At 67.2% G+C, this 25940-nt stretch carries 28 protein-coding genes; 13 read left to right on the forward strand and 15 right to left on the reverse strand.

Features of this window, described 5'->3' with window-relative positions:
- Positions 1-7: 7 nt before the first annotated feature.
- A complete protein-coding gene (locus IE266_RS15455) occupies positions 8-1369 on the reverse strand; it encodes a peptidoglycan-binding domain-containing protein (protein ID WP_189681006.1) in 1362 nt (453 codons plus the stop codon).
- A 250-nt stretch (positions 1370-1619) separates the two neighbouring features.
- Between IE266_RS15455 and IE266_RS15460 the strand changes: the two genes are divergently transcribed.
- From IE266_RS15460 to IE266_RS15470, 3 genes are all read left to right on the forward strand, one after another.
- Complete coding sequence (locus IE266_RS15460; protein WP_189681007.1) at positions 1620-3440, forward strand: ABC transporter transmembrane domain-containing protein; 1821 nt, start codon at positions 1620-1622, stop codon at positions 3438-3440.
- A 105-nt stretch (positions 3441-3545) separates the two neighbouring features.
- Positions 3546-5426 (forward strand): acyl-CoA synthetase, encoded by a 1881-nt coding sequence (locus tag IE266_RS15465; protein WP_189681008.1) that lies wholly within the window; start codon positions 3546-3548, stop codon positions 5424-5426.
- Positions 5427-5436: 10 nt separating this feature from the next.
- Entirely contained in the window at positions 5437-6354 is a 918-nt protein-coding gene (locus IE266_RS15470) for an alpha/beta hydrolase (RefSeq protein WP_189681009.1), read from the forward strand.
- A gap of 7 nt (positions 6355-6361) precedes the next feature.
- Here IE266_RS15470 and IE266_RS15475 read toward each other — a convergent pair whose 3' ends face one another.
- The 4 genes from IE266_RS15475 to IE266_RS15490 all read right to left on the reverse strand — a co-directional run bounded on the left by IE266_RS15475 (position 6362) and on the right by IE266_RS15490 (position 9435).
- Entirely contained in the window at positions 6362-7150 is a 789-nt protein-coding gene (locus IE266_RS15475) for a DODA-type extradiol aromatic ring-opening family dioxygenase (RefSeq protein WP_189681010.1), read from the reverse strand.
- 82 nt (positions 7151-7232) lie between these two features.
- Positions 7233-8333, reverse strand: coding sequence for a DUF4147 domain-containing protein (locus tag IE266_RS15480; protein ID WP_189681011.1), 1101 nt, complete (start codon positions 8331-8333; stop codon positions 7233-7235).
- Positions 8330-8767: a D-aminoacyl-tRNA deacylase gene (dtd, locus tag IE266_RS15485; protein WP_189681012.1), complete on the reverse strand. Its 438-nt coding sequence runs from the start codon at positions 8765-8767 to the stop codon at positions 8330-8332. The genes IE266_RS15480 and dtd overlap by 4 nt, the downstream gene beginning before the upstream one ends.
- The gene (locus IE266_RS15490; RefSeq protein ID WP_189681013.1) at positions 8767-9435 is read right to left on the reverse strand and encodes a nitroreductase; all 669 of its coding nucleotides are present in this window, start codon (positions 9433-9435) and stop codon (positions 8767-8769) included. The genes dtd and IE266_RS15490 overlap by 1 nt, the downstream gene beginning before the upstream one ends.
- 138 nt (positions 9436-9573) lie before the next feature.
- Here IE266_RS15490 and IE266_RS15495 point away from each other — a divergent pair, with 138 nt between their 5' ends.
- Complete coding sequence (locus IE266_RS15495) at positions 9574-9990, forward strand: Hsp20/alpha crystallin family protein (protein WP_189681014.1); 417 nt, start codon at positions 9574-9576, stop codon at positions 9988-9990.
- A 51-nt stretch (positions 9991-10041) separates the two neighbouring features.
- Here IE266_RS15495 and IE266_RS15500 read toward each other — a convergent pair whose 3' ends face one another.
- Positions 10042-10773: a metallophosphoesterase gene (locus IE266_RS15500; protein ID WP_189681015.1), complete on the reverse strand. Its 732-nt coding sequence runs from the start codon at positions 10771-10773 to the stop codon at positions 10042-10044.
- Positions 10770-11753 carry a LysR family transcriptional regulator gene (locus IE266_RS15505; protein ID WP_189681016.1) on the reverse strand — a complete coding sequence of 328 codons (984 nt, stop codon included), beginning with the start codon at positions 11751-11753 and terminating at the stop codon, positions 10770-10772. The genes IE266_RS15500 and IE266_RS15505 overlap by 4 nt, the downstream gene beginning before the upstream one ends.
- Positions 11754-11908: 155 nt before the next feature.
- Here IE266_RS15505 and IE266_RS15510 point away from each other — a divergent pair, with 155 nt between their 5' ends.
- Together IE266_RS15510 and IE266_RS15515 are read left to right on the forward strand one after the other, a co-directional pair.
- On the forward strand, positions 11909-12364 hold the full coding sequence (locus IE266_RS15510; RefSeq protein WP_189681017.1) for a cupin domain-containing protein: 456 nt from the start codon (positions 11909-11911) through the stop codon (positions 12362-12364).
- 46 nt (positions 12365-12410) lie between these two features.
- Positions 12411-12782 carry a hypothetical protein gene (locus IE266_RS15515; protein ID WP_189681018.1) on the forward strand — a complete coding sequence of 124 codons (372 nt, stop codon included), beginning with the start codon at positions 12411-12413 and terminating at the stop codon, positions 12780-12782.
- 42 nt (positions 12783-12824) lie between these two features.
- On the opposite strand, the gene serA is transcribed toward IE266_RS15515, so the two are convergent.
- The 3 genes from serA to IE266_RS15530 all read right to left on the reverse strand — a co-directional run bounded on the left by serA (position 12825) and on the right by IE266_RS15530 (position 17130).
- Positions 12825-14423 carry a phosphoglycerate dehydrogenase gene (serA, locus tag IE266_RS15520; protein WP_189681019.1) on the reverse strand — a complete coding sequence of 533 codons (1599 nt, stop codon included), beginning with the start codon at positions 14421-14423 and terminating at the stop codon, positions 12825-12827.
- A gap of 98 nt (positions 14424-14521) precedes the next feature.
- Positions 14522-15676, reverse strand: a complete 1155-nt coding sequence (locus IE266_RS15525) for a phosphoserine transaminase (protein WP_189681020.1) — start codon at positions 15674-15676, stop codon at positions 14522-14524.
- 275 nt (positions 15677-15951) lie between these two features.
- Positions 15952-17130 carry a MalY/PatB family protein gene (locus IE266_RS15530; protein WP_189681021.1) on the reverse strand — a complete coding sequence of 393 codons (1179 nt, stop codon included), beginning with the start codon at positions 17128-17130 and terminating at the stop codon, positions 15952-15954.
- Positions 17131-17232: 102 nt separating this feature from the next.
- Here IE266_RS15530 and def (IE266_RS15535) point away from each other — a divergent pair, with 102 nt between their 5' ends.
- The 7 genes from def (IE266_RS15535) (at position 17233) to IE266_RS15565 (ending at position 21857) form a co-directional block, all read left to right on the forward strand.
- Positions 17233-17751, forward strand: coding sequence for a peptide deformylase (def, locus tag IE266_RS15535; RefSeq protein ID WP_189681022.1), 519 nt, complete (start codon positions 17233-17235; stop codon positions 17749-17751).
- Between the two features lies 1 nt (position 17752).
- A complete protein-coding gene (def, locus tag IE266_RS15540; RefSeq protein ID WP_189681023.1) occupies positions 17753-18250 on the forward strand; it encodes a peptide deformylase in 498 nt (165 codons plus the stop codon).
- On the forward strand, positions 18247-18741 hold the full coding sequence (gene def, locus IE266_RS15545) for a peptide deformylase (protein ID WP_189681024.1): 495 nt from the start codon (positions 18247-18249) through the stop codon (positions 18739-18741). Before def (IE266_RS15540) ends, def (IE266_RS15545) begins: the two co-directional genes overlap by 4 nt.
- A gap of 37 nt (positions 18742-18778) precedes the next feature.
- Entirely contained in the window at positions 18779-19684 is a 906-nt protein-coding gene (gene fmt / locus IE266_RS15550) for a methionyl-tRNA formyltransferase (protein WP_189681025.1), read from the forward strand.
- 9 nt (positions 19685-19693) lie between these two features.
- The gene (locus IE266_RS15555) at positions 19694-19930 is read left to right on the forward strand and encodes a hypothetical protein (protein WP_189681026.1); all 237 of its coding nucleotides are present in this window, start codon (positions 19694-19696) and stop codon (positions 19928-19930) included.
- A gap of 10 nt (positions 19931-19940) precedes the next feature.
- Positions 19941-20180 carry a GlsB/YeaQ/YmgE family stress response membrane protein gene (locus IE266_RS15560; RefSeq protein WP_229864160.1) on the forward strand — a complete coding sequence of 80 codons (240 nt, stop codon included), beginning with the start codon at positions 19941-19943 and terminating at the stop codon, positions 20178-20180.
- A 183-nt stretch (positions 20181-20363) separates the two neighbouring features.
- Complete coding sequence (locus IE266_RS15565; RefSeq protein WP_189681027.1) at positions 20364-21857, forward strand: caspase family protein; 1494 nt, start codon at positions 20364-20366, stop codon at positions 21855-21857.
- A 6-nt stretch (positions 21858-21863) separates the two neighbouring features.
- Here IE266_RS15565 and rnhA read toward each other — a convergent pair whose 3' ends face one another.
- The 5 genes from rnhA to rpoZ form a co-directional block, all read right to left on the reverse strand.
- Positions 21864-22316: a ribonuclease HI gene (gene rnhA / locus IE266_RS15570; protein ID WP_189681028.1), complete on the reverse strand. Its 453-nt coding sequence runs from the start codon at positions 22314-22316 to the stop codon at positions 21864-21866.
- Entirely contained in the window at positions 22309-22473 is a 165-nt protein-coding gene (locus IE266_RS15575) for a hypothetical protein (RefSeq protein WP_189681029.1), read from the reverse strand. The genes rnhA and IE266_RS15575 overlap by 8 nt, the downstream gene beginning before the upstream one ends.
- A gap of 184 nt (positions 22474-22657) precedes the next feature.
- Positions 22658-23314 carry a DUF2062 domain-containing protein gene (locus tag IE266_RS15580; RefSeq protein ID WP_189681030.1) on the reverse strand — a complete coding sequence of 219 codons (657 nt, stop codon included), beginning with the start codon at positions 23312-23314 and terminating at the stop codon, positions 22658-22660.
- A 25-nt stretch (positions 23315-23339) separates the two neighbouring features.
- A complete protein-coding gene (locus IE266_RS15585) occupies positions 23340-25475 on the reverse strand; it encodes a RelA/SpoT family protein (protein ID WP_189681031.1) in 2136 nt (711 codons plus the stop codon).
- A gap of 28 nt (positions 25476-25503) precedes the next feature.
- Positions 25504-25857, reverse strand: a complete 354-nt coding sequence (rpoZ, locus tag IE266_RS15590; RefSeq protein ID WP_189681032.1) for a DNA-directed RNA polymerase subunit omega — start codon at positions 25855-25857, stop codon at positions 25504-25506.
- Positions 25858-25940: the final 83 nt, after the last annotated feature.

Genomic DNA, 25940 nt, shown 5'->3' on the forward strand with positions numbered 1-25940 from the left:
CGGCGCGTCACTTCTTCTTGGCGTATTTCTTGGCCGTGGCCTTGACCCGCGAGTCGCCCAGGACGGCGGCCTTGATGGCGTCATAGGCCTTGTTGGCGTCCTTCTTGGGATCCCAGTTCGAGATCACGGATTCGGCGATGCCGCCGGCGACCTTCTCGATGGTCTTCTTGATGGCCTCTTCGCCGGCCTTGTCGAGTTCGACGTTCTTGCCGAAGACCTCGAAGTCCTTGGCGTAGAAGTTCTTCGAGGCGCTCTTGCCCCATTTGGCGGCGGTCTTGTCGAGGATGCCGACGCTCATGCCGGTGACGAAGCTGGCGACGGCGGCCTTGATGACCTCTTCGAGGGTCAGCTTCTTGGAAGGGTCGGTGAGCAGGCTGCCGAGGCCCTTGATGCCGTCCTCGATCATCTTCTCGCCGCCGCCGCGGATGCCCTTGACGATATAGGTCTTGAGCATGGGCGATGCTTCCTTCAGCGCCGCCTTCTCGATCCCGTCGAGCACCGCCTTGCCCTTGGGGCCCTTGAGGATCATGTTGCAGACCCCGTCGATGCCGGCCGAAAACGCGATGCGGCCCAGCCCGTCGATCACCTTGTAATTGGCCTGGACCGAGGCGGTTTCGACCTCTTTCAGGGCCTGGGCATAGCCCGCGACGGCCATGGAGAGCGCGATCTGCGCCTGCACCGAAGCGCCGCCGGTGGCCAGCGCGGCGGAGATTTCCAGCGTGACCACGCAGCTCTGCTCGATCGCCTGGAGCTGGACCACCAGCCCCTCGGCGCCGATGAACAGCTCGTCGCGGTACTGGTCGATGGTGGCGAAGGCCTTGCGGATGTTGTTCGTCTCGGTCGCGTAGAGCGACTTGGTGAGGCGCAGGTTGCGGGCCGCCGACTTGAGGTTCTCGGCCGATTTCAGCGCGCCGTCGGCAACCGACTTGGGGGGGAAGCTGATGCCGGCGGCCTTTTCGATGACAGTGGACCAGAACCAGTTGTCGCTGCGGGTGTCGTCATGCGCCTTCCAGAGCGACTGCACCTCTTCGGCCATCGAGACATAGGGCTGGATCGATTTCTCAGCATGGGGGGCGAAGGCCTTCTTCAGCTTTTCCAGCTCTTCATCGTCGACCACGTATAAGGTGCCGCAGAGCTTGATCTTGTGGAACTTCTTCTTCTCGAAGGCGGCCAGAGCCTTGAGGAAACCGGCGTCGACCGTCTTGAGGCTGGAGTTGTAGCCGATGCGGCCCGAGAGGTCGTTGACCGCCTTCATGGTCCGGTCGTCCATGCTGCCGTCGGTCGGGACCGAGTAGCCGAATTTCACCAATCTTTTCTGGAGGTCCTGGGCTTCCTTCGAGGAGGTGCCGGGTTCGATTGTTGCCGCCATGCTGTCTCACCGCGTTATAGGGGTATGAAAGTGCATTTCCGGAAATCGCCGCGGGCGGTTGGGGGCTTTGGGGGCGACCGTCCTCTGCCGGTCGCGCCGGATCTTGCCCGTCGCGTGGCGGAGATTGTGCGGAGTGAGGCCCGGCCTCGTCAAGTGGTCGCATGTCAGGGCGCTTGACCCCAACCCGCCCGGAGGCCATGAACGGGGCCCAGAAAAGGGCGTACATGCGCCCGGAAGCACAGGACGACCCATGGCCAGGACTCCGAACGCCCGACCGCCCGCACCGACCGCGCCGGGCGCAAGCGAGGAGCGGGCGACCTCGCGCAATATTGGCGGGCTCGAGGCGCTGTGGCCCTTCGTGCGGCCCTATCGCGGTCTGATGGTGGCGGCGCTGCTGGCGCTGAGCTTCACGGCCATGGTCTCGCTTGCGCTGCCGCTGGCGGTGCGCCGGGTGATCGACACCTTCCGGATCGAGAACGGGGCGCTGCTGGATCAGTATTTCCTGGCGGCCATCGGGATTGCCGGGCTGCTCGCCGTGGGCACCGGCGTGCGCTATGCGCTGGTGACCAGGCTGGGCGAGCGGGTGGTGGCCGATATCCGCAAGGCGGTCTTCGACCGCGTGCTGGGGATGAGCCCGGCCTTCTACGAGAACATCATGACCGGCGAGGTGCTGAGCCGGATCACCACCGACACCACGCTGATCCAGTCGGTGCTGGGGTCGTCCGCGTCGATCGCGCTGCGCAACGTGCTGATCTTCCTGGGTGGGCTGGTGCTGATGCTGGCGACCTCGGCCAAGCTGACCGGGCTTGTCCTGCTGCTGGTGCCGCTGGTGATCGTGCCGATCCTGACGCTGGGCCGGCGGCTGCGGCGGATCAGCCGCGAGAACCAGGACTGGATCGCGGCCTCGTCGGGTAATGCGGCCGAGACGCTGGGCGCGGTGCAGACGGTGCAGGCCTTCACCCATGAGGCGGCCAGCCGGGCACAGTTCGCGGAGATGACCGAGACCGCCTATGACGTGTCGATCCGGCGGATGCGGACGCGGGCGCTGATGACGGTCATCATTATCTTCCTAGTGTTCTGCGGCGTGGTCGGCGTGCTGTGGATCGGCGCGCGCGACGTGCGGGCGGGGGCGATGACCGAAGGCGCACTGGTGCAGTTCGTGATCTACTCGGTCATGGTGGCCGGGGGCGTGGCGGCGCTGAGCGAGATCTGGGGCGAGTTGCAGCGGGCGGCGGGGGCGACCGAGCGGCTGATCGAGTTGCTGCGCGCCACCGACACCGTGCTTGACCCGGCGGCGCCGAAGCGGCTGGCCGAGCCGGTGCGCGGCGAGATCACCTTCGACCACGTCAGCTTTGCCTATCCGTCGCGGCCGGGCACCCAGGCGCTGGACGACATCGTGCTGACCATCGCGCCGGGCGAGACGGTGGCCTTTGTCGGGCCGTCGGGCGCGGGCAAGACCACGGTGATCCAGCTGATCCAGCGGTTCTATGACCCGGATGCGGGCCGCGTCCTGCTGGACGGGATGGACCTGCGCGAACTGAACCGCGACGAGTTCCGCCGCCACCTGGCGATGGTGCCGCAAGACCCCGTGATCTTTGCCGCCACGGCACGCGAGAACATTCGCTTCGGGCGGCCCTCGGCCAGCGATGCCGAGGTCGAGGCGGCGGCGCGGGCGGCGGCGGCGCATGACTTCATCGCGGCGTTGCCCGAGGGCTATGACGCCTATGTCGGCGAGCGCGGCGTGATGCTCTCGGGCGGGCAGAAGCAGCGCATCGCCATCGCGCGGGCGATCCTGCGCGATGCGCCGGTGCTGCTGCTGGACGAGGCGACCTCGGCGCTGGATGCCGAGAGCGAGCGTGCGGTGCAGCAGGCGGTTGACCTATTGGCCAAGGGGCGCACCACGCTGATCGTTGCGCACCGCCTGGCGACGGTAAAGAAGGCGGACCGGATCGTGGTGCTGGACCAGGGGCGGATCATAGCCACCGGCAGCCATGACCAACTGGTGGCCGAGGGCGGGCTTTACGCAAGGCTGGCGCGGCTGCAGTTCACCGACGGGCTCGCCGCCGAGTAGAACTGGCGCGACGTCAGAATGCCCGGCGCTTGCGCGGTTCGGAAATTCCTTTCATTCTCTGCCGAACAAATGGGCCCCGGAAAGGGGCAGGGGAGGAAGAAGAATATGTCCATCGCGACCAAGGCCGACCGCGACGCAATCGAAAACGAGATGCCCTGGAGCAAGCGCGACCTGCCGGTCACGCTGCACCAGATGCTGTCGCGCACGGCCAAAGCGTTCCCGGAGAACAAGGCCTTCAGCTTCCAGCTGCTGTCGGGGCCCACGGACAAGGCCGAGACGCTGACCTGGACCGAGACGCTGGAGAAGGTGAACCAGACGGCGAACCTGTTCCGCTCGCTCGGGATCGGCGAGAAGGACGTGGTGGCCTATGTCCTGCCGAACTGCAACGAAACGCTGCTGGCGCTGCTGGGCGGGGCGACCGCCGGGATCGTGAACCCGATCAACCCGCTGCTTGAGCCCGAGCAGATCGCCTCGATCCTGCGCGAGACCAATGCCAAGGTGGTGGTGACGCTGCGGCCCTTCCCCAAGACCGACGTGGCGCAGAAGGTGGCCGAGGCGGTGCGCCATGCGCCCAACGTCAAGACGGTGCTGGAGGTCGACCTCAACCGCTATCTGACCCCGCCCAAGAGCTGGATCGTGCCGCTGATCCGGCCCAAGATCGAGGGCAAGCTGCACGCCGACTACAAGAGCTTCAACCGTGAGATGGCGAAGCAGCCCAAGACGCTGAGCTTTGCCGACAACCCGGTCGACCGGGTGGCCTTCTATTTCCACACCGGCGGCACCACCGGGATGCCGAAGGTGGCGCAGCATTTCTATTCGGGCGCGATCTACAACGGCTGGATCAGCCATCGGCTGCTCTATACCGAGAAGGATTCGGTGATGTGCCCGCTGCCGCTGTTCCACGTCTTCGCCTGCTATCCCATCGTGATGGGCAGCCTGGCCTCGGGTGCGCATGTGGTCTTCCCGACGCCGCAGGGCTATCGGGGCGAGGGCGTCTTCGACAACTTCTGGAAGTTGTGCGAACGCTGGAAGACGACTTTCATCATCACCGTGCCGACCGCCATCTCGGCCAAGATGCAGCGGCCGGTGAATGCCGATATCTCGACGGTGAAGAAGGCCTTTTCGGGTTCGGCACCGCTGCCGGTCGAGCTGTTCAAGCGGTTTGAATCGGCGACCGGCATCAACATCATCGAAGGTTACGGCCTGACCGAGGCGACCTGCGTGGTGTCGTGCAACCCGGTGGACGGGGTGAAGAAGATTGGCAGCGTCGGGATTCCCTTCCCCTATAGCGACGTCAAAATCTACAAGGGCACGCCGGATGGCCCGATCGAGGCGGGCGTGGACGAGGTGGGCGAGATCTGCATCGCCAATCCGGGCGTCTATGCCGGGCACACCTATACCGAGGAAGACAAGAACAAGGATCTCTACTATCGCACCTCCTACCTGCGCACGGGCGACCTGGGGCGGATCGACGGTGACGGCTATCTCTGGATCACCGGGCGGGCGAAGGACCTGATCATCCGCGGCGGGCACAACATCGACCCGGCCGAGATCGAGGAGGCGCTGCTGTCGCACCCTGCCGTGGCATTCGCCGGGGCGATCGGTCAGCCGGATGCGCGCGTGGGCGAGATGCCCTGCGCCTATGTCGAGCTGGTGGCCGGGGCGAAGGTGACCGAGGAAGAGTTGATCGAGCATTGCAAGGTGCACGTGCACGAGCGCGCGGCGCAGCCCAAGCACATGACCATCATGACCGAGCTGCCGAAGACGGCGGTTGGCAAGGTGTTCAAGCCGGACCTGCGCAAGGAGGCGATCACGCGGATCTACAACGAGGCGCTGGAGGCAGCGAAGGTCCAGGCGCGGGTGGCGCGGGTGATCGACGACAAGAAGCGTGGGTTGGTGGCGCAGCTTGACCGCAACGGCGCGGACGAGGCCGATGTCAGCCGGGTGCTGGGCGAATTCACCCGGCCCTGGGAATGGGTGGCCTGAGGCCGCGCCGATGCCCGACTATTCCGCGCTGCTCGACGCCGAGATCCTCGCGTTCATCCGCAAGTCGGAGTCCTTCCCCCCCGAGGGGGAAGGGCTGGAGGCCGAGCGGCGGGCCTATGACGCGCTCTGCGCCGCCTTCCGGCAGGATCGCCCCGAGGGGGTGAGTACCGAGGACCGCAGGATCGGGCAGGTGCCGGTGCGCGTTTACGAACAGGGCGAGCCGAGCTGCACGGTGGTCTATGCCCATGGCGGCGGTTTCGTGAAGGGCGGGCTGGAGAGCCACGACGACATCTGCGCCGAGATCTGCAACCAGACCGGCTATCGGGTGGTGGCGGTCGATTACCGGCTGGCCCCGGAACATGCGCATCCGGTGGCCTTCGACGACTGCTTTGCTGCGGTGGAATGGGTCGAGGAGAGTTTCGACCTGCCGATCGTGCTGGCGGGCGATAGCGCCGGGGCGACGCTGATGGCGAGTGTCGCACATCACGCGCGGGGGCGGCTGCGCAACGTGATCGGACAGGTGCTGATCTATCCGGCGCTGGGCGCCGATGGCACCGGCGCGTCCTATCGGGACCATGCCGAGGCGCCGCTGCTGAGCGCGGCGGCGCTGATGTATTACCGGGGCGTGCGCTCGGGCGGGGTGGTGCCGGCGGGGGATGCCACCTATTCGCCCTTGCTGGACAAGGATTTCGACGACCTGCCGCGCACGGTGATCTTCACCGCCGAATGCGACCCCGGCGCCAGCGACGGGGCGGATTATGCCCGGCTGCTGGAGGCGGCGGATGTGCCGGTGAAGCTGGTGCACGAGCGGGGGCTGGTGCATGGCTTCCTGCGGGCCCGGCACATGTCGGCGCGGGCCGATGCCAGCTTTGAGCGGATCGTGCTGGCGATCGAGGCGCTGGGGCAGGGGCTGTGGGTCTACGAATAGGCCGGGGTCAGTGGAACCGATAGCTTGATGCGGTGACGCCGCCGCGCAGCATGACATCGTGGTAGACCCGTTCGGCCTTGTCATGCTCGGCCGCGCCGAGGGCGACGAAGAGCGGCACGAGGTGGTCTTCCTGGGCGTGGCAGAGCCGGGCGTATGGCGCGCTTTCCCAGTCGAGCAGCGCGGCGGTGCGCTGGTCGGCAGGCAGCGCGAGGGCCTGGCCGAGCCAGGCGTCGAAGGCCTCGGAGGGGACGCGGGCCTCGGGGCCGAACATGCGCAGGTTGTGGAAGCTGAGGCCCGAGCCGACGATCAGCACGCCCTCGTCGCGCAGCGGGGCGAGGGCGCGGCCGATGGCGAAATGGGTGGCCGGGTCGTAGTCCTTGCGGATCGAGAGCTGGTAGGTGGGCATGTCGGCCTCGGGCCAGATCACCGCCATGGGGGCGAAGGTGCCGTGGTCGAAGCCCTGCTTGCCGTCGAGATGGACCCTGTGGCCGGCGGCAGAGAGCAGGTCGGCGGTGCGCTGCGCCAGCTTTGGCGCGCCGGGGGCGGGGTAGACGATCTGGTAGGTTTCCGGCGGGAAGCCGTAGTAGTCGTAGACCATCGGCGGATGGGCCGAGGACATCACCGCAACCTCTTCGGTCTCCCAGTGGCCGGAGATCATCAGCACCGCCTTGGGCCGCTCGGCGCGCATCTTGACCAGCGAGGCTTCGAGGTTGGCGAACATGCGCCGCATCTCGGGCAGCCAGGGCCAGGGGCCGCCGCCGTGCGAGATGAAATAGGTGGGCAGCGTGTCGGTCATGTCGGTCTCCCCCGGTTGGTGCGGGCAGGATAGATCTTGTTGCGGCGCCTGCACAGGGCCGTCCGCGCACAGTCTGCGTGCGTCAGCCCCTGAGGGCGATCAGCAGGTCCATCACGTTGGTGCCGGTCGGGCCGGTGACAAGCAGCGCGCCACGGGCGGCGAGGAAGGTTCCCGCGTCGGCGCGGTCGAGCGCCTGTTGCCCGCCCTCGGCCCAGGTGGTGCCGTCGACGATACCGCCGGCGGCATCGGTCGGGCCGTCGCTGCCATCGGTGCCACCGACGACGAGCTGAAGGCCCTCGGTGCCGGCGATCTCGCGGGCGAGGGCGAGGGCCAGGGCCTGGTTGCGCCCGCCCCGGCCGGGGTTCTCGGGCAGGACCACGGTCGGCTCGCCGCCGAGGATGAGCGCGCCGCGGGCCATGGCGCGCAGCCGCGGGCCCCAGTGCGCGGCGAGGCGGTGCAGGTCGTCGTGCAGGGCTTCCTGCTCGTCCAGCACCGGATAGCCGAGCCGCTGCGCCTTGGCCCTTGCGGCGGCGCGGGCGGTGGCGTTGGAGGCGACGATGCGGGCGTCATAGGCAAAGTCGGGGGCGTCGGGGGCCGAACCGATGCCCGAGCCGATCACGCCGAGGTCGTCGCCGGGCACGTCGGAGATGGCGAGCACCGTGACCGCGCCGCCGGTGAAGCCCGCCAGCAGGCCGCCGCCCTTGACCCGGCTGATGCGGCGGCGTTCGGCGTTCATGGCGGTGATGTCCTTGCCGCTGGCAAGCAGGGCGCGGTTGAGGGCGGCGAGGTCGGCCAGGGTTTTGCCCTCGACCAGGTCTTCGGCCAGGGCCGAGGCGCCGCCGGAGACCAGCAGCAGCAGCCGGGACCCGGCGGGCATCTCGGCTACCGCGGCCCGCAGCGCACGGCCGGCGGCGAGCGAGCGGTCGTCGGGCACCGGGTGGGCGGATTCGATGAGCCTGGCCTGCGGCGGCAGCCCGGCGCCATGACCGTCCTTGGTGACCACCAGTGCCGGCACGTCGGGGAAGCGGTCGAGCGCGGCGCGGGTCATGTCGGCGGCGGCCTTGCCGACCGCGAGGATGCGGTCGGGGCGGTGCGCATCGCGGAGCGCTGACGCGACGGCGGCATGGCCGCCGACCGCGGCGACACCGGCGTGCCAGATGGCCAGCGCATCGGCGCGGCTCATGACTCGATCCAGATGGTCACGGGGCCGTCGTTGACCAGGCGCACCTTCATGTCGGCGCCGAAGCGGCCGGTGGCGACCGGCACGCCGAGGTCGGCCAAGGCGCGGGCGAAGTGGAGGTAGAGCCTTTCGCCCACCTCGGGCGGCGCTGCGGCGGAAAAGCCGGGGCGGTTGCCGCGCGAGGTGTCGGCGGCGAGGGTGAACTGGCTGACCACCAGCGCCGCGCCCTGGATATCCAGCACCGAACGGTTCATCTTGTCCGCCTCGTCGCGGAAGATCCGGAGCTTGGAGATGCGGGTGGCGAGCACCTCTGCCTGGGCCTCGGTATCGCCGCCCATCGCGCAGACGAGGATCAGCAGGCCTGGGCCGGTCTCGCCGATGATGGTGTTGTTGACCGAGACGGAGGCCTCGGAGACCCGTTGTACCAGCGCCCGCATCAGCCGCGCCAATCCACGATGTCGGCCACGGTGGCGCGTTCGGTGCGGAAGCCGTTGGCCGGGTGGTCGGGGTCGGCATAGCCGAAGGAGATGGCGCAGAGCACCAGCCGGTCGTCGGGAATGCCGAAGTGCCGATGCAGGAAGGGCGCGAAGGAGGCGACGGCGGCCTGCGGGATCGTCGCCACGCCCTGCGCCTGGGCGGCCAGGCAGAAGGCGGTGACGAAGCCGCCGCAGTCGAGCGCTCCGTAGGGCCCGAGTTCGGCGGGCGAGGAGACGATGGCGCAATGCGGGGCGCCGAAGAGGTCGAAGTTCTTCATCGCCTGGGCGGTAGACGCGGCGCGGTCGCCCTTCTGCACGCCCACCGCGTCGTAGAGCGCCCAGCCGCAGGTGCGGCGACGGTCCTGGTAGACGCCGGAGTAGCCGGTGGGGAAGGGGATGTCGGGTGTGTGGGGGGCCTCGGCCGCCTCGGCGCGCAGGGCGGCGCGGAAGCGGTCGGTCTCGGCCCCCGCGGTGATCGCCAGCTGCCAGGGCTGGGCATTGCACCAGGAGGGCGCGCGGCGGGCGGTGGCGACGATGGCCTCGATCCTGTCGCGCGGCACCTGGTCGGGCCGGAAGCCGCGGCAGGAAAAGCGCGCGGCCATCACGGTGTCGAGATCTTCGGGTGTCATAATGCTTCCTCGCCTTGACTCGGGCGCAGGATGGGACGGCGGCGCGGCGAGGACAAGGGCTGGTGTTTGCGCTGGATCAAGGCATGCATTTCGGAAGTTGCATATGTTTGAGTCCTGTGTGGGAATGGAGGATCGGACATGGTCGAGAAATCCGAAAACGGCGGGTTCTGGCCCGCGCTCTACGATCCGCTGCGTGCCTTCGGCTCGCGAGTGGCGGATTGGCTGAGCCCGGCGAGCGAGGCTTCTTCGGGGACGGATGCCTATGACATCGCGATGGAGTTGCCGGGCGTCTCGGAGAAGGACGTGGAGCTGACGGTGGACGAGGGTGTGGTGACCGTAAGGGGCGAGAAGAAGACCTCGTCCGAGAAGAAAGGCGACACCTGGTATTTCAGCGAGCGCCAGTATGGCGCGTTCAGCAGGTCGTTCCGGTTGCCGCCGGATGCGGATGGCAGCAAGGCCAGCGCCGAGATGAAGGACGGCGTGCTGCATGTGAAGGTACCGCGCCGTGCGCCGCCGGAGCCGAAGCAGAACCGGGTAGAGATTCGTAAGGGGTGACGTGGTGCCGGGCGCCCCGTCCGCGGTGTTGCGGGCGGGGCGCTCTATTCGTCAGGGGACCAGCGGCAGGCGGCCGGCCTCGTCGAGGAGCCAGACCTGGCCATTCTCGAAAACCGCCGGATAGATCGGACGCCCATAGCCCGCGCCGCCATCGAGGTTGACGCGGTTGCCGTGGTGAAACGGCATGTCGAGCGCGGTATGGCCATGCACCACCAGCCAGGGATGCGGGTCCGAGTACATCAGGAAAGGGTCGCGGATCCAGACCAGATCGTCCTCGGTCTGACCGGACAGGGGGACGCCGGGCAGGATGCCGGCGTGGACGAAGAGGAAGGGTCCCTCTTCGATGAAGCGGGGCAGGCCGGCCAGGAAGCTGCGGTGCGCCGCGGGCACGGCGGCGCGGGCCTCGGCCAGTACCTCGTCGCCGGGGCGGCTGGCCGCGTTTTCGACACCGTAGGACGCCAGCGTTGCCGAGCCGCCGAGGCGCGGGTTCAGCCAGTCGAGGCCCTTGGTCTTGACCCGGCTGTCGGTCAGGGTGCCGTCGTCCAGGAAGCGGGTGAACATGCGGTCATGGTTGCCCATCACCGCGCGCCAGGGGCGGCCCTGGGCCATGCCGGTCATCACCCGTTCGATCACACCGCGGCTGTCGGGGCCGCGATCCTCGAAGTCGCCGAGGAATATGATGCGGGCGTTGTCGCCGCCGTCGGTGTGGATCCAGTCGAGGGCCTGGTCGAGGAAGGCGGTTTGGCCGTGGGTGTCGCCGATCACGTAGAGAGGGGTCGTCACGTCGGTTCCTTGCCTTGAGGTCCGTCCCGGTGTGCCACGTGTGGGGCGGGAGTGTCGAGCGGTTCCATCAGCCGCGCGATCTCGTCCCTCAGCCAGCGGTGGCCGGGGGTGCTGGTCATCCGCTTCTGCCAGACCATGCCGATCTGCGGTGTCGGCACCGGCATCGGCGGGCGGTAGATGTCGAGGCCCAACGGTTCGGCAAGCCTGGCGGCGAGTTGGCCCGGCAGCAGCGCGACGTGGTCGCTTTCGGCCACGGCGCGGGCGACACCGAAGAAGACCGGCATGGTCATCACCACCCGGCGGCTGCGACCAACGGCGGCGAGGGCGGCATCGCCCATCGCGGAAAGCCGGCCCTCGGGCGAGAAGAGGATATGGCCGAGGTCGCAGAACAGGTCGATCGGCACCGTAGCGCCGGGGTTCACCCCGGCGCGCCCGAGGCGGGCGTGGCCGCGCCGTGCCACCATGACGAAATCGGAATGGAAGAGCGGCTGCCATTCGACCCAGCCGGGCAGCTCGGGCTTGGGCATCAGGGCGACATCGACCTCGCGGTTTTCCAGCGAGCGGACATAGTTGTCGGGCACCAGGTCGACCAGCTGCACGCGGACCCCCGGCGCGATTCGTGAGAGGCGTTCGCCAAGCGCGGGCATCAGCATCTCGGCGAAGAAGTCGCTGCCCGAGATCTTGAAGGTCTCGCTGGCCGTGGCGGCGTCAAAGCGGGCGGGGCCGTCGAGCAGGACCTCGATCGCGTCGAGGCTGTCGCGCAGCGGCTGGGCGAGGTCGCGGGCATAGTCGGTGGGCACGAGCCGCTGGCCCTGGCGGACGAAGAGCGGGTCGCCGAGCGCGTGGCGCAGGCGGCCGAGCGCGGCGGAGACCGCGGGCTGGCTCAGTCCGATGCGCGTCCCGGCGCGGACGGTGGAGCCCTCGGCGAGCAGGGCGTCGAGCACCCGCAGCAGGTTGAGATCGAAGCCCGATAAATTCATCGTACAAATAGATATCATAATATCTATCCATTTCACAGCTGATCCGGCGGCTGGCAGACTGCTGCCACAAATAATCGACCTGCCAGAACCACAGAGACCACGGAGCCGCGCTTCCGGGGGCTGGGCATGGCATGTCCCGAGCCGGGAGGAAATTGATGTCACATCCGATCCTGGGGCCCGATGCCGTCGAGTGGCTGGGCACCTGGTACAAGGTTCTTCTGTCGAGCAAGGACAGCGGCGGCGGCCTGTCGGTCACCGACTCGGTCGGGCCGGCGGAGAGCGGACCTCCGCGCCATATCCACCATGACGCCGACGAGACCTTCGTCATGCTGTCGGGCGAATGCGAGTTCTGGCTGGAGGGGGAGAGCTTTCACCGCGGGGCCGGAGCGAGCGTCTTCATTCCGCGCGGCAAGGAGCACACTTTCCGCGTCGTCGGGCCGCAGCCCTCGCGGCATCTGATCATCCTGACGCCGGGCGGGTTCGAGGGCTTCTTCCTCGAAATGGCACGGGGAAAATTCAGGATTCCGCAGGATATGGAAGAGGTGGTAAAGATCGGCCAGGCTTTCCAGCTGGATTTCACCGGGCCGCCCCTTGGCAACGGACCGGCCTAGGGCCTGAAACAGAACGACCATAATCAAGAACAGGGACAACGGATAAATGACAAAACTACCGCAGTATTTCCTGATGCTTGCCGTTCTGGCAGCACTCATGGGCATGAGCTGGGGCATCCACATGGCGATCAGCCAGGATCACTCGCTGGCGCCCGCCCATGCGCACCTGAACCTGGTGGGCTGGGTGACCTTCTCGATCTTCGCCTTCTACTATCACCTGATGCCCTCGGCCGCCGCCAGCGGGCTGGCCAAGCTGCATTTCGGGCTGGCGGTTGCGGGGCTGGTTCTGATGATACCGGGGATTTACCTGGCGCTGACCCAGGGCAGCGAGCCGATGGCGGCGATCGGGTCGATCCTGACCCTGCTGTCGATGCTGACCTTCGGGGTCGTCGTGCTGCGCCACGGGTTGCAGCGGTAGGCAAGTCGGGCAGGGCGGCGGACCGCCCTGCCCGGATCGACGTCAGGCGACGTCGAATTCGAGCGGCTTGACCTGGCGGAACAGGCCGGTGTCCTCGAGCTTCTTCAGCACCGGCGCCGGCACCGCGTCATCGACATAGAGCAGCGCGATGGCCTCGCCGCCGGGAGTGGCGCGGCCCAGGGTGAAGTTCGCGATGTTCACGCCGTTGGTGCCCAGGGTCTGGCCCAGGGTGCCGATGATGCCCGGCACGTCCTCGTTGGTGGTATAGAGCATGTGGGCGCCGACCTCGGCGTCGATGTTGATGCCCTTGATCTGGATGAAGCGCGGCTTGCCGTCGCTGAACACGGTGCCGGCGATCGAGCGTTCGCGCTTGTCGGTCACCACGGTCACCTTGATGTAGCCATCGAAGGCACCCGACTTGTCCTGGTTGGTGGTCGAGATCTTGATGCCGCGTTCCTTGGCGATGATCGGGGCCGAGACCATGTTCACGTCGGGGTTGGCCTTCTTCATGATGCCGGCCACCACGCCACAGTTCAGCGCGGCGAGGTTCATGGTCGAGACCGAGCCATCATAGAGGATGTTGATCGCCTTGATCGGCTCGTCGGTCATCTGGCCGATGAAGTTGCCGAGGTGGCCGGCGAGCGTGACCCAGGGGCCCATGACCTTGGCTTCTTCGGCGGTCATCGAGGGCATGTTGAGCGCGTTCTCGACGGCACCGTCGAGCAGGTAGTTCGACATCTGCTCGGCGACCTGAAGCGCCACGTTCTCCTGCGCCTCGGTGGTGGCGGCGCCCAGGTGGGGGGTGCAGACCACGTTCGGCAGGCCGAAGAGCGGGTTCTCGGTGGCGGGTTCGACGCTGAACACGTCGAAGGCCGCGCCGGCGACATGGCCGGATTTCAGCAGGTCGGCCAGCGCCTGTTCATCGACCAGGCCGCCGCGGGCGCAGTTGATGATGCGCACGCCCTTCTTGGTCTTGGCCAGGTTCTCGGCCGAGAGGATGTTGCGGGTCTGCTCGGTCAGCGGCACGTGCAGGGTGATGAAATCGGCGCGCTTGAGCAGGTCGTCGAGGTTCTCGACCTTCTCGACGCCCATGTGGTCGGCCTTCTCCTGCGACAGGAACGGGTCGTAGGCGACGACCTTCATCTTCAGGCCGCGGGCACGGTCGCAGACGATGCCGCCGATGTTGCCGGCGCCGATCACGCCCAGTGTCTTTCCGGTGAGTTCGACACCCATGAAGGCGTTCTTTTCCCATTTGCCGGCATGGGTCGAGGCCGAGGCTTCGGGGATCTGGCGGGCGACGGCGAACATCAGCGCGATGGCGTGTTCGGCGGTGGTGATCATGTTGCCGAAGGGGGTGTTCATGACGATCACGCCCTTCTTCGAGGCGGCGTCCTTGTCGACGTTGTCGACGCCGATCCCGGCGCGGCCGACAACCTTGAGGCGGGTGGCCTTCTCGAGGATGGTCGGGGTGACCTTGGTGGCCGAGCGGATGGCGAGGCCGTCATAGTTGCCGATCACCTCGGCGAGCTTGTCCTTGTCCTTGCCGAGGTCGGGCTGGAAATCGACCTCGATGCCGCGATCCTTGAAGATCTGGACGGCGGCGTCGGAGAGTTTGTCGGAAATGAGAACGCGGGGAGCCATGATGTGGTCCTTGTGTGGGGTCGGGTGGGGGTGCGCAATGAATGCGCACCCTACGGGATTGGGCGTGTCGGGTAGGGCGGGGTTTACCCCGCCGCGCCTCAGGCGGCTTCGGCCAGGGCGGCGATCTCGGCCTGGAAGGCCCAGTCGATCCAGGGCATCAGCGCCTCGACGTCCGAGGTCTCGACGGTCGAGCCGCACCAGATCCGCAGGCCCGGAGGCGCATCGCGGTAGGCACCGGCGTCGAGCGCGACGTTCTCGGTCTCGAGCCGCTTGGCGACGGCCTTGGCGAAGGCGGCGCCGTCGGTGATGCGCGGATCGGTGAACTTGATGCAGACCGAGGTGCAGGACCGGATCGCCGGATCGGCGGCGAGGAAGTCGATGCCGTCATGGCCCGCGACAAAGGCGGAGACCACGGCGGTATTGGCTTCGGCGCGGGCGATCAGGCCCTTGAGCCCGCCGGCCTTCTTCGCCCAGTCGAGCGCGACGAGATAGTCCTCGACCGCCAGCATGGAGGGCGTGTTGATCGTCTCGCCCTTGAAGATGCCGTCGATCAGCTTGCCGCCCTTGGTCAGGCGGAAGATCTTGGGCAGCGGCCAGGCCGGCTTGTAGGTTTCGAGCCGTTCCACGGCGCGCGGGCTGAGGATCAGCATGCCATGCGCACCCTCGCCGCCGAGCACCTTCTGCCAGGAGAAGGTGGTGACGTCGAGCTTGTCCCAGGGCAGGTCCATCGCGAAGGCGGCCGAGGTGGCGTCACAGAGCGTGAGGCCTGCGCGGTCGGCCGGGATGGCGTCGCCGTTGGGGACGCGCACGCCCGAGGTGGTGCCGTTCCAGGTGAAGCAGACGTCGTTGTCGAAGTTCACCGTGGCCAGGTCGACGATCTCGCCATAGCCGGCGGTCTTGACGGTGGCGTCGAGCTTGAGTTGCTTGACCACGTCGGTAACCCAGCCCTCGCCGAAGCTTTCCCAGGCGAGCATCTCGACGCCACGGGCGCCGAGCAGGTTCCACATCGCCATTTCAAAGGCGCCGGTGTCGGAGGCCGGGACGATGCCGATCTTGTAGTCGGCGGGCACGCCGAGGATGGCGCGGGTTTCCTCGATGGCGGCAAGCAGCTTTGCCTTGCCGACAGCGGCACGGTGCGAACGGCCAAGGGGCGCGTCTGCCAGCATGTCGAGGGAGAATTCGGGGATCTTGGCGCAGGGGCCAGAGGAGAACCGCGGATTGGCCGGCCGCGATGCCGGTTTTTGCATAGCCATTTAAGCTATCCTTCCAGATAAGCGCCTCTCGTTGGGGAGAGGTGTCCCGCCGCCGCAGATAAAGGGGCGCCGACGAATCGGCAAGAGGCGAAAATGCGCGGTGCGGGGGGCGGCCTGCGGCAAATCTGCAGATTTCGGGGAGGGGAGTTTCCGATAGGCGACACTGCCCAGCCTTGCGCCGGGTGGCGGTCACCCCTCACCCTGGCCCTCTCCCCGTTTCGGGGAGAGGGGAGCGCGTATGACCAAGTGGGACGCGGGTCGCCTGCGTGGTCGCCTTATTGCAGGTCGCCGAAGGCCCGTGTCATGCGGGCGCAGGCCTCTTCGATGCGCGCACGCGGCGTGGCGACGTTGAAGCGCATGAAACCCTCGCCGCCCAGTCCGAAGCTGTCGCCGTGGTTCACCGCGATCTTTGCCTCGGTCTGGATGCGGCGGGTCAGCTCTGCAGTGTGCATGCCGGTGCCGCGGAAATCGACCCAGGCGAGATAGGTGCCCTCGAGCGCCATCGAGCGCACGCCGGGGATGGCGTTCAGGGCACCGTCGAGCAGGCGGCGGTTGCCGTCGAGGTAGCGCATCAGGTCATCGACCCAGGCGGCCCCTTCGGGCGAATAGGCGGCTGTGGCCGTGTGCAGGCCGAAGGAATTGGGCGAGATGCCGAGCGCCATCATGCGGCGGTTGAACCGCGCCCGCAGGTCGGGGTCGGCGATGATGACGTTACCGATATGGGCGCCGGCCATGTTGAAAGTCTTGGTGGTGGCGCTCATCATCACCAGCCGGTCCTCGATGCCGGCGTCGAGCGTGGCCATCGGCAGGTGGGTCTGGCCGGGGTAGACCAGGTCGTGGTGGATCTCGTCCGAGACGATCACCAGTTCGTGCCGGCGGGCGAAGGCGGCGACGCCCATCAGTTCGGCACGGGTCCAGACGCGGCCGCCGGGGTTGTGGGGCGAGCAGAGGATCAGCAGTTTCTCCTTGCCGGTCATCTGCGCGTCCCAGGCGTCGAAGTCCATCTCGTAGCGCCCGTCGTTCAGCGCCAGCGGGCATTCGACCACCTCGCGGCCGGATTCGCGGATCACCCGGTAGAAGGCGTGGTAGATCGGCGAGAAGACAACCACCCCCTCGCCGGGATTGGTGAAGGCGTCGAGGCAGAGCGCGACGCCGTTCACCAGCCCGTGGGTGGTGAAGATGTGGCTGGGGTCGACGGTCCAGCCGTGGCGGTTCTGCATCCACCAGACGATCGAGTCGAGATAGGCGCGGTCGTCACCGAAATAGCCGTAGATGCCGGTGTTCATCAGCCGCTTCAGCGCCTCGTCGATTACCTTCGGCGGGCGGAAGTCCATGTCGGCGACCCACATCGCGATGCCGTCATCGGGGGAAACGCCGTAGAGCGTCTCCATCTTGTCCCACTTGGCGGAATGGGTGCCGCGGCGGTCGATGATCTCGTCGAAGGGGCTGGTCATGGGCTTCTGTTGTCCTCGTATGCGTCGCTGGGAAGCTAGCCGCATATCCGACAGGCGCAAGGGGGCGTTGCTTCGCGCCTTGCGATCACCTAAATCGGCAGGATGAAACGAGACATCCTGATCCATCCCGATCCGCGGCTGAAGAAGCTGTGCGATCCAGTCGCCGACCTGTCGGACGACCTGCGCCGGCTGTCGGAGGACATGCTGGAGACGATGTATGCCGCGCCGGGCATCGGCCTTGCCGCGCCGCAGGTCGGTGTACTGCAGCGGCTGATCGTGCTCGACTGCGCCAAGGACGAGCGCACGGCGGCGCGGCCTCTGGTGATGTTCAACCCGCGCATCACCGCGGTCTCGGACAAGCTGAACACCTACGAGGAAGGCTGCCTGTCGATCCCCGAGGAATATGGCGACGTGACCCGCCCCGCCGAGGTCGAGGTAAGCTGGATCGACCGTAACGGCAACGAGGTCTCCGAGGGCTTCGGCGGTCTCTGGGCGACCTGCGTGCAGCACGAGATCGACCACCTGGATGGCAAGCTGTTCATCGACTACCTGGGCCCGATGAAGCGGCAGCTGATCACGCGGCGGATGCAGAAGCTCAAGCGCGAGAAGGCGCGGGCCTGAGGTGGCGGTGCTGCCGATCCTCGCCTGGCCGGACCCGCGCCTGTCGCAGCGTTGTGCGCCGGTGGATGACGTCGCTGCGCTGGCGCCGCTGATCGCCGACATGTTCGAGACAATGTATGCCGCGCCGGGCCGGGGCCTGGCAGCGCCGCAGGTCGGGGTGATGCAGCGCTTCTTCGTGATGGATTGCACCTGGAAGGAGGGCGAGCGCTCTCCGATGGTGATGATCAACCCGGTCATCATGGCGGCCGAGCGGGTACCGGTCGTCATGGACGAGGGCTGTCTTTCGATCCCCGGCATCATGGTGCCGGTGGAGCGGCCGGTCGCGGTGACGGTGCAATGGACCTCGGAAACGGGAGAGATCCACATGGCCGATTTCGACGGCTTCGAGGCGCGCTGCATCCAGCACGAGTTCGACCACCTGAACGGCACGGTGACGCTGGACCATGTCGCGCCCGAGCTGCGCGCCGAGCTGGAGGCGCGTTACGCGGAGGCGCAATGACGGTGCGCCGCTGCCTGCCCTGGCCGGATGCGCGGCTGCGCACGCCCGCCGCCGATGTGACCGGGATCACCGACGAGATCCGCGCGACCTGGGCCGACATGATCGACACGATGGAGGCGATGCCGGGTGTCGGCCTTGCCGCCGTGCAGATTGGGGTGATGCAGCGCCTGGCGGTGGTGGATGCCTCGGAGGCGCGGGGCAAGGCCGTGCGCATGGCGAACCCCGAGGTGCTGTATGCGTCGATCGAGCTGCGCCCGCACGAGGAGGCCAGCCCGAACCTGCCGGGGGTCTCGGCGGTGATCAAGCGGCCGCGGGCGGTGACGGTGCGGTTCCTGAACGAGGCGGGCGAGATCGAGGAGCGCGATTTCGTCGGGCTTTGGGCGACCAGCGTGCAGCACCAGATCGACCACCTGGCGGGGCGGATGTATTTCGACCACCTTTCGAAGGTGAAGCGCGACATGCTGCTGCGCAAGGCGCGCAAGGCCGGCTGAGTGCGCGCCTTCATACCGGGCTGAGGGAGACAAGTTCATGCGCGTGATCTTCATGGGGACGCCCGATTTCTCGGTGACGGTGCTCGACGCCCTGATCGATGCCGGGCACGAGATTGCCGCCGTCTATTGCCAGCCGCCGCGGCCGGCGGGGCGGGGCAAGAAGGACCGCCCCTCGCCGGTGCAGGCCCGCGCCGAGGCGCTGGGGCTGATGGTGCGCCACCCGGTCTCGCTGCGCACGGCCGAGGCGCAGGCGGAGTTTGCCACGCTGAAGGCGGATGTGGCGGTGGTGGTGGCCTATGGGCTGATCCTGCCGCAGGCGGTGCTGGATGCGCCGGCGAAGGGGTGCCTCAACATCCACGCCAGCCTGTTGCCGCGCTGGCGCGGCGCAGCGCCGATCCAGCGGGCGATCATGGCGGGGGATGCGGACACCGGCGTCTGCATCATGCAGATGGAGGCCGGACTCGACACCGGGCCGGTGCTGCTGCGCGAGGCCATTGCCATCGGTCCCGAGGAAACCGCCGACAGGCTGCATGACCGGCTGTCGGCGCTGGGCGCGCGGCTGATCGTCGAAGCGCTGGGGCGGCTTGACGACCTGGAGCCCGAGGTACAGCCCGAGGCCGGCGTGACCTATGCCGCCAAGATCGACAAGGCCGAGGCGCGGGTCGACTGGACCAGGCCGGCCGAAGAGGTCGACCGGCTGATCCGGGGGCTTTCGCCCTTTCCGGGCGCCTGGTGCGAGATCGGCGGCGAGCGGGTGAAGCTGCTCGGCTCGCGCCTCGCCGCGGGGCAGGGCGCCCCGGGGCAGGTGCTGGACGGGGCGCTGACGGTTGCCTGCGGCAGCGGCGCGGTGCGACTCAGCCGCTTGCAACGGGCGGGCAAGGCGGCGCAGGATGGCGAGACGTTCCTGCGGGGCTGGCCGGTGGCGGCGGGCACGCAACTCTAGGAGCCGGCGATGTTCTTCACCCTGTTCGGCACTTTGGTGATCGCGGGGGTCGTCGGATATGCCTCGGAGAGGAGCGGCTGGACGAAGAACGGCTACTTGCAGTCGATCATCATCTGCATCGGCGGCGCGGTGCTGTTCCTCTTCGTGCGGAAGATGTTCGGGATCGGCTTTCACTCTCCGGGGCTGAATGCGATCCTGTCTTCGGTCGGGGCGCTGGTCATCGTCCCGTTCCACTGGCGCAAGTGAGGAGACCGGCATGGGCATGATCGTTTCGCTGATCGTCATCGGGGCCGCGGCGGGGTTTCTTGCCACCCGGGTGATGCGGATCGAGGCCGATATTCCCACCACCATGTTCATCGGTATCGCCGGGGCGCTGATCGGCGGGCTGGTGCTGCGGGTGCTGACCACGGTGATGGGCGCGCTCGCCGGCTTCGTGGGGGCTGTTCTGGGGGCGATCCTGCTGATCTGGCTTTGGCAGAAATACTGGAAGCGCTAGCCCGCGTTAGGCGTTTCGCGGCTTTCATGGTAGAATCGCCGTGCGCCGTGAGGTCCGGTCTGTGACACGTTTCACAGACTTTCGGGCCCAGGTGGCGCTACATTCGGGTAATGGCCCGATGGGATTCGTGCCTCGCCTGGGGCAGGATGCGGGCCTTCGCCGCAAGGAAGGCTTTGAGACGCCATGATACGCCTGTTGATCCTGATGCTGTTCGTGCTGATGCCGGGGGCCCTCTGGGCCAGCAAGGTCGCGCTTGTCATCGGAAATTCGAAATACGCTTCGGTGGCCGAGCTGGATAATCCGCAGAACGACGCCCGCGCGGTGTCGCGGGCGCTGTCGTTGCAGGGGTTCGATGTGATCGCCGCCAGCGACCTGACCCGTGCCGAGATGCGCGATACGCTGCGGGATTTCCGCGAGATGGCCGACCGGGCCGATGTGGCGCTGGTCTATTACGCCGGGCATGGCATCGAGATCTCGGGCAACAATTACCTCGTGCCGGTGGATGCGCGGCTGGAGGACGAACGCGACGCCGAGCTGGAGATGGTCGAGCTGGACCTGGTGCTGCGGCAGATCTCGGGCGCGAAGGCGCTGAAGATGGTGGTGCTGGACGCCTGCCGCAACAATCCCTTCGTGGTGAAGATGAAGCGGAGCAGCAGCGGGCGCAGCATCGGGTCGGGTCTGGGGCGGATCGAGTTCGCCGGGGCCGACACGCTGATCGCCTATGCCGCCGCGGCGGGCGAGATCACGCCGGACGGCGTCACCGGGGCCAATTCGCCCTTTACCCAGGCCTTCCTGACCGCGCTTGAAGGGCCGCCGACCGATGTGCGCCGCCTGCTGGGCCGGGTGCGCGACAACATGCGCCAGAGCGTGCCGGGGGCTGCGCCCTTCGTCTATACCTCGCTGGGCGGGGGCGAGTTCGTGATCAACCCCAACAGCCGCGCCGACAGCCCCGCGCCGCAGGCGCCGGGCCTGTCGATTTCGGAGGATTTCATCCAGGTCGACCGTTCGGGCAGCTTCCAGGACTGGAGCGATTTCCTGGTGCGCCACGAGGCCGAAAGTGGCCATCCGCTCTATGCCTTCGCGCTGGAGAAGCGCGAGCAGCTGCGCGCGGCGGCCGGTGTTCCGCCCCGGCCGACGCGGGTGGAGCCGGTGGAGCAGACCGCCGCGCTGGGCACCGACGAGACCAGCCTTGCGCCGCAGCGCAACCCGGTCGCCGTGGCGCCGGTGATGAGCGATGCGGAGGCGGCGCGGCGGTTGCAGCTGCTGCTGCGGGATGCGGGCTGTTATGGCGGTGGCATTGACGGCATTCTCGGGCGCGGCTCGCGCGCGGCGCTGACCCGTTTCGCAAGCGTGGCGGGGGTGGCGATGCCGGCGGGCGCGACCGAGGGCGGCGCGGCGCTGCGCGAGGCGATCGGGATGGTCGAGGATCATCCGGGCGCGCAATGCCCGAAGCTGGCGGTTGTCGCGCCCAAGCCCGCGCCGAAGCCGCGCAGCCAGCCGACCGTGGTGCGCACCGCGCCGGCGGTTGCGCCGGTGCAGCCGACGGTGCGCACGCGGCCGTCGCCCGCGCCCGAGCCGACAACCTCGTATGGGCGCACCGTGGGCGCGGACAAGTTCAAGGCCGAGTCGGTCTCGGACTGCATGGGGCCGCGCAAGAAGTTCTATTACTGCGAGTGAGGTGGATCAGCCCTTGAAGGGCTTCATCCCCTTGCGGGCCAGTTCGTCGGCGCGTTCGTTCTCGGGGTGGCCGGCGTGGCCCTTGACCCATTCCCATTTCACCTTGTGGCGGGCCTGGGCGGCGTCGAGGCGCTGCCAGAGCTCGGCATTGGCGACGGGCTTGTTCGCGGCGTTCTTCCAGCCCTTCTTCTTCCAGCCGAAGATCCAGCCGGTGATGCCGTTCTTCACATAGGCGCTGTCGGTCACCACGGTGATGTTGCTGGCCCGCTCGAGGCATTCGAGCGCGTTGATCGCGGCGAGCAGTTCCATGCGGTTGTTGGTGGTCTGCGCCTCGCCGCCGCAGAGTTCGCGCTCCTTGACGATGGCGTCGCCCTGCATGGCGCGCAGCAGCACGCCCCAGCCGCCGGGGCCGGGATTTCCGGAGCAGGCTCCGTCGGTATAGGCGAACAGCTCAGGCATGGGGGGCGGGCCGAAGGGCCGAGGGCCGCGAGCAGCCCAGCGCGGCGAGCAGTCCGCGCCGGGCTGTGCCGCCAAGCGCGGTCGTCGGCGTGCGGATCACGCCGGTACCGGGCGCGAGACAGACGATCAGGGCGGTGAGCGGGAATTCGGGTTTCATGGGCCTTGCGGTGTCGCGGGTGCCGCTAGTTGCCATGACCCGGCGGGGCGTTCAAGCGCAAGGGCGCCGCGCAGGCGTTTTCCTTCGAGTAAAATGTCCGGATTCCTGCAGGGAATTCGATTCGCCAGTTTGTTGACGTTTGATTCCGCTTGGAAAAAGGTGCCTGCTTCCAGCTGGCCCGCTGTCAGTCGGCCTTTTGCGGCAGCTCGCCCTTGGTGCCCGCCTTGGCGCGGATCGCGTCGAATTTCTTCTTCACCGAGGCCATCCGCCGCTTCTTGTAGGCGCGGATCACCGGGAGGCTGAAATAATAGCAGATCGTCGCCACCACGATGCCCGGCAGCAGCCCGCCGATCATGTAGGGGAAGAAGACCTCGTGGTAGAAGATCGCGAGACCCTTCCAGTCGGCCGTCCGGTCGCTGAACAGGGCGAAGAGGTTCGCCTTCAGGTCGGCCCCGGCGTCGACGAACTTGCCCAGGAACGAGCGGTGTTTCTCTTCGTCGAACCTGGTGCCGAGCAGCCAGTAGCCTGTTTTCAGCGAGACCACCCCGATGGGCACATAGGTCAGGGGGTTGCCGAAGAAGGTCGCCATCAGCGCGGCGAAGATATTGCCGCGCATCGTCTTGGCGATGATCGCGGCCACGATGAAGTGCAACCCGTAGAAGGGCGTGAAAGTGGTGAAGACACCGGCCCAGATGCCCCGCGCGATGCGCTCGGGCGTGTCGGGCAGCCGGCGCACCCGGTGCTTCACGTAATGGAAGGCACGGAGCCAGCCGCCGCGGGGATACAGGAAGTCCGCGATCACGCGCAGCAGCGAGCGGCGGTCACGGCGTCTGAAAACCAAGGGCAGGTCCTTCGTGGTCGCGGGTCTACGTCAATTGGCGCGGTCGCGCCTGCGATTTCTCTCGGAAGCGTTCAACCGCAGCCACATCGCTATCGGCCTCGAGTGTCAGCAATAAGGAGTGAAGTTGTTCCACATCCCGCAATTCGACGTCGATCATGAGGCGATAGAAATCCGGCTTACGGTCCACGAACTCCAGATTGGAGATATTGGCCTTCTTCTCGCCGATCAATGTGCAAATTCGTCCCAGCACCCCCGCATCGTTGCCGATGGTCATGTCGAGGCGTACTTCGTAGGCGGCGGGGTGGGTGCCCGAGTGCCAGTGCAGGTCGACCCAGCGGCTGGGCTGGTCCTCGAACTCCGAGAGCTTGTCGCAGTCGATCGCATGGACCACCACGCCCTTGCCACGATAGGTGATGCCGATGATCCGCTCGCCGGGGAGGGGGCGGCAGCAGGGCGCGCGCTCGAAGCTCTGGCCCGGTTGCAGGCCGACGACCGCGCGGCGCAGCGGCACCTTCTCGCCCTCGTCGCGGGCGAGTTCGGGGTAGACCGCCTGCACGATTTCGTGACTGGTCAGCTCGGCGCTGCCGAGCCGGGCCAGCAGCTCGTCCGAGCTGGAGAGGCGGAGGTGCTTGGAGGCGATCTCGAGCACCTTGTCGGTGGCCTTGCGCCCGACATGCTCGAAGGCCGAGCGGGCGAGTTCGTGGCCGAGCTTGATGAAGCGTTCGCGGTCGACCACGCGCAGGGCCCGTCGGATCGCGGTGCGGGCCTTGCCGGTGGTGGCGATCTCGAGCCAGCTGACCTGTGGCGTCTGGCCCTCGGCGGTGATGATCTCGATCGACTGGCCGTTCTTCAGCCGGGTCCAGAGCGGCACGCGGATGCCGTCGATCTTGGCGCCCACGCAGGCCGAGCCGATGCGGGTGTGGATGGCATAGGCAAAGTCGATCGGCGTCGCGCCGCGGGGCAGCTTGACCACGTCGCCCTTGGGGGTGAAGCAGAAGACCTGGTCGGAATACATCTCGAGCTTGACCGCCTCGAGGAAATCCTCGTGATCCTCCTCGGCGTCGAATTGCTCGGTAAGGGAGCTGATCCACTTGGCCGGGTCGACGGCGAAGGGGTTCTCGGAGCGTTCGCCGTCCTTGTAAGACCAGTGCGCCGCCACCCCGGTCTCGGCCACGTCGTTCATCTGCTGGGTGCGGATCTGTACCTCGACCCGCTTGCCATCGCGGCCCGAGACGGTGGTGTGGATCGAGCGGTAGCCGTTGGTCTTGGGCTGGCTTATGTAGTCCTTGAACCGCCCCGGCACCGCGCGCCAGCGGCGGTGGATGACGCCCAACACGCGGTAGCAGTCCTCTTCCGAGCGGGTGATGATACGGAAGCCGTAGATGTCGGACAGGCGCGAGAAGCCCTGGTCCTTTTCCTGCATCTTGCGCCAGATCGAATAAGGCTTCTTGGCCCGGCCGAAGACCTCGGCCTCGATGCCCGCCTTTTCCAGTTCCTTGCGCATGTCGCCGGTGATCCGCGGAATCACGTCGCCGGATTCGCGCTGCAGCAGGATGAAGCGGCGGATGATGGACTGCCGCCCCTCGGGGTTCAGCACGCGGAAGGAGAGATCTTCCAGTTCTTCGCGCATCCACTGCATGCCCATGCGGCCGGCGAGCGGGGCGAAGATGTCCATCGTCTCGCGCGCCTTCTGGACCTGCTTCTCGACCTTCATCGACTTGATGGTGCGCATGTTGTGAAGCCGGTCGGCCAGCTTCACCAGGATTACCCGCAGGTCCTTGCTCATCGCCATGAACAGCTTGCGGAAGTTCTCCGCCTGCTTGGTCTCGACGCTGGAGAGCTGCAGGTTGGTCAGCTTGGTGACGCCGTCGACCAGGCCGGCGACCTCGGCTCCAAAGCGCTTTTCGACCTCGGCATAGGATGCCTTGGTGTCCTCGATGGTGTCGTGCAGAAGCGCTGTGATGATGGTGGCGTCATCCAGCCGCTGCTCGGTCAGGATGGCCGCCACGGCCACGGGATGGCTGAAGTAGGGCTCGCCGGAATGGCGGAACTGCCCCTCGTGCATCGCGGCGCCGAAGGCATAGGCTTCGGCCAGACGCGCTGCGTTGGTCTTGGGGTTATAGTTGCGGACCAGCTCGATCAGGTCATCCGCAGAAATCATCCGGTCCGCACCCCGTGGTACGGCGCACTCAGCCCTGGCCCTGGGCCTCCATGAGCGCGCGCAGCAATTTCTCTTCGGACATGTCGTCATCGACCGGCTTGTCCGATTCGGCCCCCATCAGCAAAGCCATCGAATCCTCTTCGGGCTCGTCGACCTCGATCTGGCTCTGGTTGCTCTCGATCAGGCGCTCGCGCAGGTCGTCGGCGCGCTGCGTCTCGTCGGCGATTTCGCGCAGAGCCACAACGGGGTTCTTGTCGTTATCGCGGTCGATGGTCAGCGCCGCGCCGGAAGCAATCTCGCGCGCACGGTGTGCGGCAAGCATTACCAGCTCGAACCGGTTCGGTACCTTGTCCACGCAGTCTTCAACGGTCACGCGGGCCATCGCATCGCTCCTGAAACAGTTATCGGTCGTCCTGACGGAAGCCCGCTACCTAACGATGTAATACGGGATTGACAAGGCTTTCG

The organism is Seohaeicola zhoushanensis (assembly GCF_014656415.1).
Classification (GTDB): Bacteria; Pseudomonadota; Alphaproteobacteria; order Rhodobacterales; family Rhodobacteraceae; genus Seohaeicola_A; species Seohaeicola_A zhoushanensis.

Bases quoted from the DNA above. Each gene is read 5' to 3' on its own strand.
- IE266_RS15505 (WP_189681016.1), bottom strand. From the start codon at position 11,753: ATGAATTTATCGGGCTTCGATCTCAACCTGCTGCGGGTGCTCGACGCC.
- IE266_RS15460 (WP_189681007.1), top strand. From the start codon at position 1,620: ATGGCCAGGACTCCGAACGCCCGACCGCCCGCACCGACCGCGCCGGGC.
- IE266_RS15480 (WP_189681011.1), bottom strand. From the start codon at position 8,333: ATGAGCCGCGCCGATGCGCTGGCCATCTGGCACGCCGGTGTCGCCGCG.
- IE266_RS15455 (WP_189681006.1), bottom strand. From the start codon at position 1,369: ATGGCGGCAACAATCGAACCCGGCACCTCCTCGAAGGAAGCCCAGGAC.
- IE266_RS15585 (WP_189681031.1), bottom strand. From the start codon at position 25,475: ATGATTTCTGCGGATGACCTGATCGAGCTGGTCCGCAACTATAACCCC.
- IE266_RS15560 (WP_229864160.1), top strand. From the start codon at position 19,941: ATGGGCATGATCGTTTCGCTGATCGTCATCGGGGCCGCGGCGGGGTTT.
- IE266_RS15475 (WP_189681010.1), bottom strand. From the start codon at position 7,150: ATGACCGACACGCTGCCCACCTATTTCATCTCGCACGGCGGCGGCCCC.
- rnhA (WP_189681028.1), bottom strand. From the start codon at position 22,316: ATGCCTGAGCTGTTCGCCTATACCGACGGAGCCTGCTCCGGAAATCCC.
- IE266_RS15565 (WP_189681027.1), top strand. From the start codon at position 20,364: ATGATACGCCTGTTGATCCTGATGCTGTTCGTGCTGATGCCGGGGGCC.
- IE266_RS15510 (WP_189681017.1), top strand. From the start codon at position 11,909: ATGTCACATCCGATCCTGGGGCCCGATGCCGTCGAGTGGCTGGGCACC.
- IE266_RS15555 (WP_189681026.1), top strand. From the start codon at position 19,694: ATGTTCTTCACCCTGTTCGGCACTTTGGTGATCGCGGGGGTCGTCGGA.
- IE266_RS15575 (WP_189681029.1), bottom strand. From the start codon at position 22,473: ATGAAACCCGAATTCCCGCTCACCGCCCTGATCGTCTGTCTCGCGCCC.
- rpoZ (WP_189681032.1), bottom strand. From the start codon at position 25,857: ATGGCCCGCGTGACCGTTGAAGACTGCGTGGACAAGGTACCGAACCGG.
- serA (WP_189681019.1), bottom strand. From the start codon at position 14,423: ATGGCTCCCCGCGTTCTCATTTCCGACAAACTCTCCGACGCCGCCGTC.
- IE266_RS15525 (WP_189681020.1), bottom strand. From the start codon at position 15,676: ATGGCTATGCAAAAACCGGCATCGCGGCCGGCCAATCCGCGGTTCTCC.
- IE266_RS15490 (WP_189681013.1), bottom strand. From the start codon at position 9,435: ATGACACCCGAAGATCTCGACACCGTGATGGCCGCGCGCTTTTCCTGC.
- IE266_RS15530 (WP_189681021.1), bottom strand. From the start codon at position 17,130: ATGACCAGCCCCTTCGACGAGATCATCGACCGCCGCGGCACCCATTCC.
- IE266_RS15495 (WP_189681014.1), top strand. From the start codon at position 9,574: ATGGTCGAGAAATCCGAAAACGGCGGGTTCTGGCCCGCGCTCTACGAT.
- def (WP_189681024.1), top strand. From the start codon at position 18,247: ATGACGGTGCGCCGCTGCCTGCCCTGGCCGGATGCGCGGCTGCGCACG.
- IE266_RS15515 (WP_189681018.1), top strand. From the start codon at position 12,411: ATGACAAAACTACCGCAGTATTTCCTGATGCTTGCCGTTCTGGCAGCA.
- def (WP_189681022.1), top strand. From the start codon at position 17,233: ATGAAACGAGACATCCTGATCCATCCCGATCCGCGGCTGAAGAAGCTG.
- dtd (WP_189681012.1), bottom strand. From the start codon at position 8,767: ATGCGGGCGCTGGTACAACGGGTCTCCGAGGCCTCCGTCTCGGTCAAC.
- fmt (WP_189681025.1), top strand. From the start codon at position 18,779: ATGCGCGTGATCTTCATGGGGACGCCCGATTTCTCGGTGACGGTGCTC.
- IE266_RS15470 (WP_189681009.1), top strand. From the start codon at position 5,437: ATGCCCGACTATTCCGCGCTGCTCGACGCCGAGATCCTCGCGTTCATC.
- IE266_RS15465 (WP_189681008.1), top strand. From the start codon at position 3,546: ATGTCCATCGCGACCAAGGCCGACCGCGACGCAATCGAAAACGAGATG.